The following is an 11,707-nucleotide window of genomic DNA, read 5'->3' as shown; positions in this document are numbered from 1 at the left end:
AGTTCCAGACGCGTTTCCCGACGAAACTCCCTGTAGAATCATACGAATGCGCGTATAATTTCTGCTGAGCATATCAGGAGGTGGAATGAATATTGCGCAACATCTGGCGACGACCCTGAAAACGCTGCGTCAACAGCGCGGCTGGAGTCTGTCGCGACTGGCGGAAGAGACCGGGGTGTCAAAAGCGATGCTCGGGCAGGTTGAGCGAAATGAATCCAGCCCGACGGTAGCGACCTTGTGGAAAATCGCCACCGGTCTGAACGTGCCTTTCTCGGCGTTTATCGTCGCCGATGAATCGACCGCGCCGACCGCCTTTGACCCGCAGCAGCAGGCGATGGTGGTGACGCCCATTTTCCCGTGGGACCCGGAGCTGCGTTTTGACCACTTCTCGATTACTCTCGCCCCCGGCGCGCTCAGCGAATCCACGCCGCACGAGAAAGGGGTGATTGAACATGTGGTGGTGATAAGCGGCGTGCTGGATCTGTGTCTGCAGGGGGAGTGGCTGACGCTAACGAGCGGAGAAGGGCGGCGGTTTGCCGGAGATCTGGCGCATGCCTATCGTAACAGCGGCGCGCAAACGGCCCATTTTCACTCGCTGATTCATTATCCCAAAGAAAAAGCCGCAGAGATTTAACCTGCGGCCAATCAAATGATTAATGTAACCACTCACAACGTGACGAGGAAAATCCGGAATACGTGATGACTGTAACCGTAGACGTTTTGCGAAGGAAATACCTTTTCCTTCAATGCTTTGCTGGAAACTGAAAATTCACCCATTCCCCGTGATGGAAAATGATTTCGTCTGTGCCCACTTCTGACTACAATAGCCGCCATTTCGACCCCCTATAACGGATAACGACGAGCGTATGCGCCTGCACAACCATCATCTTGAACTTCTTAGCCCCGCCCGCGATGTCGGGATCGCCCGTGAAGCGATTTTACACGGCGCAGACGCGGTTTATATCGGCGGACCGGGTTTCGGCGCACGCCACAACGCCAGCAACAGCCTCAGCGATATCGCCGGACTGGTGCCTTTCGCCCATCGCTACGGCGCGAAAATCTTTGTGACGCTGAATACGATCCTGCACGATGATGAACTGGAACCGGCGCAGCGACTGATTACCGACCTGTATGAAACCGGCGTTGATGCGCTGATCGTGCAGGATATGGGGGTGATGGAGCTGGATATTCCGCCGATTGAGCTGCACGCCAGCACCCAGTGCGATATTCGCAGCGTCGAGAAGGCAAAATTCCTCTCCGACGTCGGTTTTAGCCAGATTGTTCTGGCGCGCGAGCTGAACCTGCAACAGATTAAAGCGATTTACGATAATACCGACGCGACGATCGAGTTCTTTATTCACGGCGCCCTGTGCGTGGCCTATTCCGGGCAGTGCAATATCTCTCATGCCCAGACCGGGCGCAGCGCCAACCGCGGCGACTGCTCCCAGGCGTGCCGTTTGCCGTATACCCTGAAAGATGACCAGGGCCGCGTGGTGGCCTATGAGAAACACCTTCTGTCGATGAAAGACAACGATCAGACCGCCAACCTGGCCCAGTTGATCGATGCCGGCGTGCGCTCCTTCAAAATTGAAGGTCGTTACAAAGATATGAGCTACGTGAAGAACATCACCGCGCACTATCGTCAGATGCTCGACGCGATTATTGAAGATCGCGGCGATCTGATGCGTTCGTCCGCCGGGCGCACCGAACACTTTTTCGTCCCCTCGACGGATAAAACCTTCCATCGCGGCAGCACCGACTACTTTGTCAATGCGCGCAAAGGCGACATCGGCGCGTTTGATTCACCGAAATTTATCGGCCTGCCGGTGGGTGAAGTGCTGAAAGTGGCTAAAGACCACCTGGATGTTGAAGTGACCGAGGCGCTGACCAATGGCGATGGCCTCAACGTGATGATTAAGCGCGAAATCGTCGGTTTCCGCGCCAACACGGTGGAAAAAACCGGCGAAAATCGCTATCGCGTATGGCCGAACGAGATGCCGGCCGATCTGCATAAAGTTCGGCCGCACCAGGTGTTGAACCGTAACCTCGACCATAACTGGCAGCAGGCTTTGCAAAAGACCTCCAGCGAGCGGCGGATTGCGGTCGACATCAACCTCAGCGGCTGGCAGGAGCAGCTGGTGCTGACGATGACCTGCGAAGATGGCGTCAGCGTCACCCACACCCTGGACGGCGAGTTTGCCGAAGCGACCCAGGCGGAGAAAGCGCTGGCGAACCTACGGGACGGCGTGGCCAAGCTGGGGCAGACTATCTATTTTGCCCGCGATGTGCAGATCAATCTCCCCGGGGCGCTGTTTGTGCCGAATAGCCTGCTGAACCAACTGCGTCGGGAAACGGTAGAACGCCTGGACGAGGCGCGGGTGAATGCCGCGCCGCGCGGCCAGCGTAAAGCGGTTTCCGTGCCGCCGCCGGTTTACCCTGAAACCCATCTGTCGTTCCTTGCCAACGTCTATAACCATAAGGCGCGTGCGTTTTACCAGCGCTATGGCGTAAAGCTGATCGATGCGGCCTATGAAGCGCATGAAGAGAAGGGCGACGTGCCGGTGATGATCACTAAACACTGTCTGCGTTTTGCCTTCAATTTATGTCCGAAGCAGGCTAAGGGTTCGATTAAGAGCTGGAAAGCGACGCCGATGCAGCTCATTCACGGTGATGAAGTGCTGACGCTGAAATTCGACTGCCGTCCGTGCGAAATGCACGTCATCGGCAAAATGAAAAATCATATTTTGAAAATGCCGCTTCCGGGGAGCGTTGTCGCCTCGGTCAGTCCGGATGAGCTGTTGAAGACCCTGCCAAAGCGTAAAGGCGCCTGATCGACGGCAGACGCTACTGGCGGAAGTCCATTTTCGGTTTGCGCGCATTCTGCCAGTGGTGACGTTCGCGCAGATCGGCGGCGGCCTCGTTCCGCTGGCTGCGCAGCTCATCACTGTCGGCCTCGTGCAGCAGCTGCTGTTCGAGGCTTTGTACCGGGAAGTATTCATGTCCTTGTTTGCGGGCCAGCAGATGGCCGGAAAATAACGCACACATCAGCACTAACGCCGAAACGCATCTCTTGAGCATATCTATTTCCAGTGACAGACGAGTGGGGCTACTATGCTCTGAATTTCTTGAGCTTTATTATCGGGTTATCAAAGAAGAGCAAAGTCTGCGTCAGTCTTTCCTGACGAATGGCGAAAAAAAGCCCGGCGCGATGCACGCGTCGGGCCACAGCAGGATTATTTTTTCGGTGGCAACGGTTTGCCATTGTGCTGGCCGTCTTTCGGCGGCTGTTGGTTGCCGTGTGCGGGCGACTTGCCTTTCGACGACGGTTTGCCGTTATACTGTGCGCTCTGCGCTGGCCGTTTAGCGCTGTGCTGCTGCAGGTTCTTATTGTGGCCGTTATGCTGTTGGCCTGCGGCCGCTTTCCCCGGAGGCGGCGGGGGATTATCGGCCGCAAAGGTCAGGGAAGAGAGCGCCAACGACATCGCCGCAGATAACAAGACAATCTTTTTCATCGCTACATCCTTTATTTTTATGTGCTTTGAGATTTCAGCAAATAAAAATGGAGAGACAATGGAGTTCTTGCTAATCAGAGTAATCCGCAGCGCCGGGGATTAAACTTTCAGCCCGGCGGCGGTCATTAAAAAGCGAAAAAGCATACTGACTGCCCCCAGCGCCAGCACGCTGGTCCCCCACAGCGCGACCATCCATAATAATTGCTTCAGTCGTGACTGATTCATCAATGATACCCCTCACCATGTTGGACTTTGCCGCGAAACACGTAATAGCTCCAGAAGGTATAGCCGAGGATCACCGGAATAATCAGCAGGGCGCCTACCAGCATGAAGCCCTGGCTCTGCGGCGGCGCGGCGGCCTGCCACAGCGTAATGCCCGGCGGAATAATGTGCGGCCAGATACTGATCCCCAGACCGCTGAAGCCGAGAAACACCAGGCCCAGCGTCAGAATAAAGGGCAGCGCATGGCGGTGTGGGTTGCGCAGGTCCCGCCACAGCCAGGCCCCTAACGCCACAACCAGCAGGGGAACCGGCAGCAGGAAAAAGAGGTTCGGCAGAGTGAACCAACGGGCGGCGATGGCCGGCTGCGCCAGCGGTGTCCACAGGCTGATGACGGCGATTGCGATCAGCAGCGCCAGCAGCAGCGTCCGCGAGGTATGGCGCATTTTGTCCTGCAGCGGGTTTTCGCTCTTCATGACCAGCCAGGTGGCGCCCAGCAGCGCATAGGCAATAGTCAATCCGAGACCGCAGAACAGGGTAAACGGCGTCAGCCAGTCGAGCATCCCGCCGCTAAACGCGCGTCCGCTCACCGAAAAGCCATTAATGACCGCCCCAACAACCACTCCCTGGGAAAAGGTGGCCAGCAGCGAGCCGCCAAGAAAAGCGCGATCCCAGAACGGGCGGTGTGACGGCGTTGCCTGAAAGCGAAACTCAAAAGCCACGCCGCGAAAAATCAGGCCGATGAGCATTAACGTTAGCGGGATCGCCAGCGCATCGATAATCACCGCATAGGCGAGGGGAAACGCGCCGAACAGCCCGGCGCCGCCAAGCACCAGCCAGGTTTCATTGCCGTCCCAGACCGGCGCCACGCTGTTAACCATGACGTCACGGTCTTCAGCATCGCGGGTGGTCGAGAACAAAATGCCGATCCCTAAATCGAAGCCATCCATCACGATGTACATCAGGGTGGCGAAGACGATAATGACGAACCAGATAACTGAGAGATCGATCCCCATTAGCGGGACTCCTTATGCTGAAAACCTTCCGTTGCCGCGGAGAGCGGGCGGGCCGGGGTACCGGATAGCGGTGGATTGAAGGTCTGCGGTCCTTTGCGGATCAGGCGCAGCATATAGCTGTAGCCGACGCCAAATACCGAGCTATAGACGATGAAAAAGGTCAGCAGACTGATAGTCATATGCAGGTCGCCATGGGCGGAGACGGCATCGGCAGTGCGCTGTACGCCATAGACCACCCAGGGCTGACGGCCCACTTCGGTGGTGACCCAACCGGCGAGAATGGCAATCAGCCCGGAAGGGCCCATCCACAGGGCAAAGCGCAGAAAGGGTTTCGACTGATACAGGCGCTGGCGGTAGCGCAGCCACAGCGCCAGCGCTCCAAGCAGGATCATCAGCATGCCGAGCCCGGCCATCAGGCGAAATGACCAGAAGACAATGGTCGAGTTGGGGCGGTCCTGCGGCGCGAATTCTTTCAGGGCAGGAACCTGTTTATCCAGACTATGCGTCAGGATCAGGCTACCGAGTGCCGGGATCTCAAGGCCATAGCGGGTGCGCTCCTGCGCCATATCCGGCCAGCCGAACAGCAGCAGGGGCGTCGGTTCCCCCGGCCGGTTTTCCCAGTGTCCCTCGATAGCGGCAATTTTTGCCGGCTGATGTTTCAGGGTGTTCAGGCCGTGCATATCGCCAATCATCGCCTGAATGGGGGCAACGATAAGCGTCATCCACAGCGCCATTGAAAACATTGCGCGAATTGCCGGCGTGTTATTACCGCGCAGCAGATGCCACGCCGCCGAGGCCCCGACGAACAGCGCGCTGCTAAGAAAAGCCGCTACCGTCATATGAAGCAGACGATACGGGAACGACGGGTTGAAGATAACCGCGAACCAGTCGACGGGAACCACCTGGCCGTTAACGATTTCAAATCCCTGCGGCGTCTGCATCCAGCTGTTGGAGGCGAGGATCCAGAAGGTCGAGATGATGGTCCCCAGCGCGACCATGCAGGTGGCGAAAAAGTGCATGCCGGGGCTGACGCGGTTCCAGCCAAAGAGCATGACCCCGAGGAACCCGGCCTCAAGGAAGAAGGCGGTCAGGACTTCATAAGTCAGCAGCGGGCCGGTAATACTGCCGGCAAACTCGGAAAAACCGCTCCAGTTGGTGCCGAACTGGTAGGCCATCACCAGACCGGAGACGACGCCCATGCCGAAGTTAACGGCGAAAATCTTTGACCAGAAGTGGTAGAGCGAGCGCCAGACAGGATTTTTTGTCTTCAGCCACAACCCTTCCAGTACCGCCAGATAGCTGGCCAGGCCGATGGTTATGGCGGGAAAGATAATGTGAAATGAGACGGTAAAGGCGAATTGAATTCGCGCCAGGTGGAATGCATCAAGACCGAACATGCAGAACTCCGCAAGAAAATTGATTCAGCGCAATTCTAGGCGGCGAGAGTTTCGGGTTGCAGAGGCAGAAAGGCTATTTTTTGTGATAACAGTTGCCTGACTGTTATGGCTTTTATCGGGGGAGTCAGGCGATGATGATGATCCACGAGCGGGATGTTATCTGCGGCTGGTCGCTGCGTACGCCGGAGAAAAAATGCGCGCCGCGTTGCGCTTGAGTCAATCCGCGGCGCGAACGGTCTTAAAAGGCCTGTTGATAAAGCCGCAGCGCGTCGCCCTCGTTGACCGTCACCGGGTTATTCACCAACAGCCGGGTTTGCAGCATGGCATCCCGGGCGAGCAGCGGCAGTTGAGCTTTCTCAACTCCGACATCTCGCAAGCGCTGCGGCGCGCCGCTGGCAACGATAAGACGGGTCATTTCGGTAATGAATGCCGCGCTATCCCGTTGCACATCGCCACCGGTCTGTAGACCGATAGCCGCCGCAAGTTCTGCATACAGCGCCCCCGCTACGGGAGCATTGAAATGCAAAACGGGGATCAGCATCAGGGCGTTTGAGAGGCCGTGGGGCACGTGATAGCGTCCGCCAAGTGGATAGGCGAGCGCATGAACGGCTGCCACCGGCGCGTTGGCAAAGGCCTGACCTGCCAGCATCGCCCCGAGTAGCACCCCTTCGCGCGCCTCGCGATCCTGCCCGTGGCGACAAGCGTTGAGCAGATGACGAGTCATCAACCGCAGCGCTTCGCGGGCCAGCGCATCCGATAGCGGATTTTTTTTATGGGCGCTAGTATAGGCTTCGATGGCATGGACCATCGCATCAATTGCGGCGGCCGCGGTATGCACCGGGGGCAAGCCGAGCGTCAGGTGGGCATCCAGCAGGACCACATCGCAATACAGTTGCGGGGCCACAACGCCCATTTTGCTGTTTTCACCGGTGGTGAGAATCGCGATGTTGGTCACTTCGGACCCGGTTCCGGCCGTCGTCGGGATTTGCATCAGCGGCAGACGCGTCCCTTCGACCTTATCCATGCCGTACATCGCCTCGAGCGGCTGCTGCGACGGCGCGATCACGGCGGCCATTTTCGCCACATCCAGCGAGGAGCCGCCGCCGATCCCAATGACCATGTCGCAGCGTGCCTCACGGGCCTGTTCCGCCGCACGCAGGGCCAACTCGGCGGGCGGGTCGGCGACGACCCGGTCGAATCGGGTTACCGTATAGCCGCTGCGGCGCAATGCGTCCTCCACCGGTGCCAGCACACCGGCGCTCACCAGGCCGGGGTCGGTGACCAGTAAGATTCGCCTGGCCTGAAAGTAGCGCTGGACGATTTCGCCCAGTCGCGTCGCACCTTGCCATTCGACGAGAACGGTCCCGACGGTGGTGAAGGTGAAGGCCTTTCCTGATGGGGGCATACTGACTCCTTATCTGTCGTTGTCTGTCTGCGGAACTAAAAAGCTCTCCACCTCTTTTTTATCCAGCAACGGGGCTATCACTTCGAGGCCCAGGTGTTGAAAATGCGGGGTCGCCCTGTGCGCATCGAGCCCGCCTGCGTGGCGATAACGCTCGAGGATCACGAAGTGCCGACGATCTTCCCGGGACTGAAAGAAGGCATAGGAGAGATTGTCCGTCTCCTGACGCGTGGCTGCTGCGAGGGCGTGCAATGCGGTTGCCACGTGCTCAATCTCATCCGGACGAGTGTAGTAGTGGGCGATGACCTGTAACTGCTGATTTCCCATAGAAAGCTCCGCGTTATTTCGTTGAAAGGGGCAGATTCCACAGCGCACTATCGCTGCTGGAGACCGCCGTCGCGCCGCTGGCAAGCGCCGCGCGGATTTGCGCTTCATTACTGACAAACCCGGATGCGACAATGGGCGGCAGGCGCTGGCGATCGGCCTGCGGCAACATGGCGAGCATCGGGGCCGGCATCAGCTGCACGTAATCGGGCTCGCTCTGCTCCAGCGCATGCAGGCTGCGAAGCCAGGTCGAACGATCGGTGACAAAGATCTTTTGCATCGTTACCAGTCCGCTTTTTTTTGCCCGCTGCACGGTCTGCAGGCGCGTAGAGAGCAGCCCCATGGCGCCGGTTTCGGCAATATAGTCGATCCCGCCTTTATCCTGCGACAAGCCGTTGCAGCTGTCGATATTGACGATCACATACTTGTCTGCCTTGGCCAGCAGGGTAATCACCGGCTGGAGTTTAATCAGATCGATATTGGCAATAATGCAGACCTGCGCCCGACTGGTGAGCGCCACTTTTAACTGGTCGATGCCGTAGATCGCCATAATCATCGGGTGGCACGCCAGCTGCGTGCCGAGGTTTTTGATCATTGTTGACCTGCCGGGCGCGAAACGTATTCATCGCTCAACCCCAGTTTCCCCGGATTGAGAATACGGTGTGGATCGAGTGCAGCTTTGATCTCCGCCATCACATTCAGCGTTTCGCCTAAGGCGGCCTGCATATAGGGCGAACGTAATAAACCTACGCCATGATGATGGCTGAGAGACGCGTTATGGCGAATCAGCACCGCGTTTGCCGCGTCCCAGGCTGCGCGATACCAGGCCGCTCGCTCCTTCACGGCAACATCTCCGCGCAGCGAAAAGTACAGACAGGCGCCGTCGACATAGGCGTGAGACTGATGGGCGGAGCCGGCGAGGGTACCCGGGACGGCGTTAATGGCGGCGACGACCTCCTCATAGAGAGTGGCCAGATCTCGCCAGCGGCCAACCATCTCCAGGGTATCGGCCACCAGGCCTGGGCTGCGGGCAAACCCTTCGGCGCTTTTCCCGGTGAGATAGCGGGTATCCAGCCAGCGCTCAAATATCGGATCGCTCTCCAGCGGCTGTCCCTGGCATTGCTCACAGACGCGCGCCGAGATGGCCATCACCGCGTCTACCAGCTCCTTTTCGCCCTCATCGGCAATCAACAGAACGTTGGTATCCGGTAAGGAGAACTGCACGCCGCTTTCGAGGTTATCGTACAGCCGCAGGGCAGCGGGGGTTGCGCCGTGCTGGAGGATCTGCCGGCAGGCTTCGAGGCCGTCGGCAAAGCTGGTGAAACCCCAGGCGATGGCGCGGCCATACTCCGGCAGGCGATGCAGTTTCAGGCGTACGCGCACAATGACGCCCAGCGTCCCCTCAGAGCCGATAAACAGCTGCTGAATGTCCGGTCCGATGGCGCTGCGCGGCGCACCGCCGACGGTAATTAAGCGTCCATCAGCCAGCACCACATCCATGCCGTAGACCATATCTTCAATTTTCCCGTAGCGGGTCGACAGTTGACCGGCGCCGCGACAGGCGACCCATCCGCCCACCGTGCTGATGCCAAACGAGGAGGGCCAGTGGCCCATCGTCATGCCGTACTCCTGCTGAATGGTTTGTTCGAAGATATCGCCAAACATCCCGGCTTCTACCTCAACAATCTGGCTGTCCGGGTCAAACGTCAGCAGTTGGTTGAGGTCACAGACGTCGAGCACAATGCCGCCGCGCACCGGCAACGCGGCGCCGGTAACGTTGCTGCGTCCGGCGGAAACCGTTAGCGGCAGATGGTGGCGATGGGCGATTCTGACCACCTCCTGAACCTGCTCGACGCGGGAGACGCGGACGATAACCGCAATTGGGGTCGCCGGGTTGCCATCGGTCTCGGCGATCATCGAGCCAGCCCACCAGTCGCGGGTCCAGTTCAAGACATCATGACGGGCGGTGAGCACCTCGTTAGCTACGCTACGCAGCTGGTCAACAATGCTTTCACTCACAGTGACAGGGTCACGTTGCAGGCTGTGCCCGCGGCCCTCGACCTGACTTTGTGCGGCCCAGCCCGGTGGCGTGTGGACGCCGACAAGATAATTGCCGCGGTTATAACCACGCTTAATCGCTTCTTTACTGATCATTCTGCGCTCCCCATAAGGATGGATTTTTCATGTTTAACGGCGGCCCGGTAGGCGGCAATTTGCTGCGCAACGACTGCCGGGGCCAGGTTGAGTTCCTGCTGTAAGAGTTCGCCGACGCGGTCGGCGGCGGCGGCCGAGGCATCCCGCGCCATCAGCCGGGCGCGTAAGCGACGTGACAAAATGTCGTCGACGCTGCCGGCCAGCTCATGGCGAATGGCGTAAACCACTTCGGCTTCGGTGTAAGGCAGACCGGCAATAATCGGCGTGTCTAACCCCGGGTTGGCGTGGATGAGGTCGCTGACAAAATGGGCTTCGGCGCCATAACGCTCACCGAGATGGGCAGAGAGCCCGCCGGAAGCGAGAATTGCCTGCGGATCATAGCCAGCGGCCCCAAGTAAAAAGGCGTTTTTGGTGGAGCAGGCGCGTTTGCGTCCCAGCAGTTTCGCGGCCGTATCGACGGTCTGCTCCGCCATATGCCGGGATGTTGTCAGTTTGCCGCCGACAATCGTAATCAGGCCGTCCGGCGCGACGTTAATTTCGTGATTGCGCTTCAGTTCCACGGTTTTTCCGCCGGGGCTGCCTATCAGCGGGCGGCAACCGGCAATACTGCCCACCACATCCTGCGCGGTGAGCTGGGTTTTGAGCGCGGAATTGGCACCATCCAGCAGAAAATCCAGCTCTTCCCGGGTGCAGCACACATCGTCCAGGTCACCGTCATAATCTTCATCGGTGGTACCCAGATAGGAGACATTGCCCCAACGGGTAATGGTAGCGCGGCGTTTGCGCCCGGCGACGGGGATGGTGACCGTGCAGTCATTGCGAATTTTAAGCCACGGAATCGCGACATGGACGCCTTTTGCCGGACGGATTTGTAGTGCCGACGAGGCGCCTTTTTTCTGCCCGTCCCAGTCGCGCAGCCACACGCCGGTGGCCATAATCACCACCCGGGCTTTGACCGCGAGCTCATGCTCGTCGGCCAGGATCCGCACGCCGTTCACTTTGCCATGACCATCGCGGGTCGTGGCGATCACCTGAGCATGGTTCACCACCGTCGCCCCGTGAAATGCGGCGGTGCGTACCAGGGCCAGCGTCAGCCTGGCGTCATCGACTCTGGCGTCAAAGTACATAAATCCGCCGGAAAGCTGTTCTTCATTAAGCGTCGGGCAGTGGGAGAGCACCTCCGCCGGCGTGAGTTTCTGGTGCAGAATGCCTTCTCGCCAGCCGCCGGCCAGATCGTAAGTCCACAGCAGGCTCTCAAAGGCGGAGGCCATGCGTTTGTCGAAAATGCCGTTTTTATCCAGCACCGGAAACATAAACGGCAGGCGCTGAACCAGATGGCGGGCATTGCGGCGCAGACGCTGACGCTCAAGCAGCGAGTGGCGCACCAGCCCTAAATTCCCCTGTTCGATATAGCGCAGGCCGCCGTGGACCATTTTTGATGATTTGGACGAGGTGCCGGAGGCAAAGTCGTTCTTTTCCACCAGCGCCACGCGATAGCCACGCAGGCTGGCGTCCAGCGCGGTGTAGGCGCCGGTGACGCCGCCGCCGACGATCAAAATATCAAAAGTATCGCTGGCCAGCCGGTCCAGCTGTTCTTCGCGCTGCAGGCGCAGCGGAGCGGTGTCGAACATCTCGCTGCGCGCTTTGTTGGCTTTACGGGACGGAAAAAACTTCATCAACGCC

The 11,707-nt window shown here is 58.7% G+C and carries 12 protein-coding genes; 2 read left to right on the top strand and 10 right to left on the bottom strand.

Features of this window, described 5'->3' with window-relative positions; all coding sequences use genetic code 11:
- The first annotated feature begins 85 nt into the window (after nt 1–85).
- Entirely contained in the window at nt 86–634 is a 549-nt protein-coding gene (locus tag AC007G_RS12000; RefSeq protein ID WP_032687903.1) for a helix-turn-helix domain-containing protein, read from the top strand.
- 232 nt (nt 635–866) lie between these two features.
- Nucleotides 867–2,831 (top strand): peptidase U32 family protein, encoded by a 1,965-nt coding sequence (locus AC007G_RS11995; protein ID WP_032687901.1) that lies wholly within the window; start codon nt 867–869, stop codon nt 2,829–2,831.
- Nucleotides 2,832–2,844: 13 nt separating this feature from the next.
- Here AC007G_RS11995 and AC007G_RS11990 read toward each other — a convergent pair whose 3' ends face one another.
- From AC007G_RS11990 to AC007G_RS11945, 10 genes are all read right to left on the bottom strand, one after another.
- Nucleotides 2,845–3,078: a DUF2554 family protein gene (locus tag AC007G_RS11990; protein WP_032687899.1), complete on the bottom strand. Its 234-nt coding sequence runs from the start codon at nt 3,076–3,078 to the stop codon at nt 2,845–2,847.
- A 155-nt stretch (nt 3,079–3,233) separates the two neighbouring features.
- On the bottom strand, nt 3,234–3,512 hold the full coding sequence (locus AC007G_RS11985; protein ID WP_064794266.1) for a hypothetical protein: 279 nt from the start codon (nt 3,510–3,512) through the stop codon (nt 3,234–3,236).
- A 99-nt stretch (nt 3,513–3,611) separates the two neighbouring features.
- Complete coding sequence (locus AC007G_RS11980; RefSeq protein WP_004861503.1) at nt 3,612–3,737, bottom strand: DUF2474 domain-containing protein; 126 nt, start codon at nt 3,735–3,737, stop codon at nt 3,612–3,614.
- Nucleotides 3,737–4,747, bottom strand: coding sequence for a cytochrome d ubiquinol oxidase subunit II (gene cydB, locus AC007G_RS11975; protein WP_032699991.1), 1,011 nt, complete (start codon nt 4,745–4,747; stop codon nt 3,737–3,739). Before cydB ends, AC007G_RS11980 begins: the two co-directional genes overlap by 1 nt.
- Nucleotides 4,747–6,144, bottom strand: coding sequence for a cytochrome ubiquinol oxidase subunit I (locus AC007G_RS11970; protein ID WP_032696293.1), 1,398 nt, complete (start codon nt 6,142–6,144; stop codon nt 4,747–4,749). Before AC007G_RS11970 ends, cydB begins: the two co-directional genes overlap by 1 nt.
- Before the next feature lie 238 nt (nt 6,145–6,382).
- The gene (locus tag AC007G_RS11965) at nt 6,383–7,549 is read right to left on the bottom strand and encodes an iron-containing alcohol dehydrogenase (RefSeq protein ID WP_064384991.1); all 1,167 of its coding nucleotides are present in this window, start codon (nt 7,547–7,549) and stop codon (nt 6,383–6,385) included.
- 9 nt (nt 7,550–7,558) lie between these two features.
- A complete protein-coding gene (locus AC007G_RS11960; protein ID WP_032687893.1) occupies nt 7,559–7,873 on the bottom strand; it encodes a putative quinol monooxygenase in 315 nt (104 codons plus the stop codon).
- A 13-nt stretch (nt 7,874–7,886) separates the two neighbouring features.
- Nucleotides 7,887–8,465, bottom strand: a complete 579-nt coding sequence (locus AC007G_RS11955; protein ID WP_032687892.1) for a glycerol-3-phosphate responsive antiterminator — start codon at nt 8,463–8,465, stop codon at nt 7,887–7,889.
- Nucleotides 8,462–10,024, bottom strand: a complete 1,563-nt coding sequence (locus AC007G_RS11950; RefSeq protein WP_064794265.1) for an FAD-binding oxidoreductase — start codon at nt 10,022–10,024, stop codon at nt 8,462–8,464. Before AC007G_RS11950 ends, AC007G_RS11955 begins: the two co-directional genes overlap by 4 nt.
- A complete protein-coding gene (locus AC007G_RS11945; protein WP_046852577.1) occupies nt 10,021–11,700 on the bottom strand; it encodes a glycerol-3-phosphate dehydrogenase/oxidase in 1,680 nt (559 codons plus the stop codon). The genes AC007G_RS11950 and AC007G_RS11945 overlap by 4 nt, the downstream gene beginning before the upstream one ends.
- Nucleotides 11,701–11,707 lie beyond the last annotated feature (7 nt).

It is taken from the genome of Klebsiella sp. CSG-1 (assembly GCF_056521145.1).
This window is presented reverse-complemented; position numbering and strand designations above follow the sequence as displayed.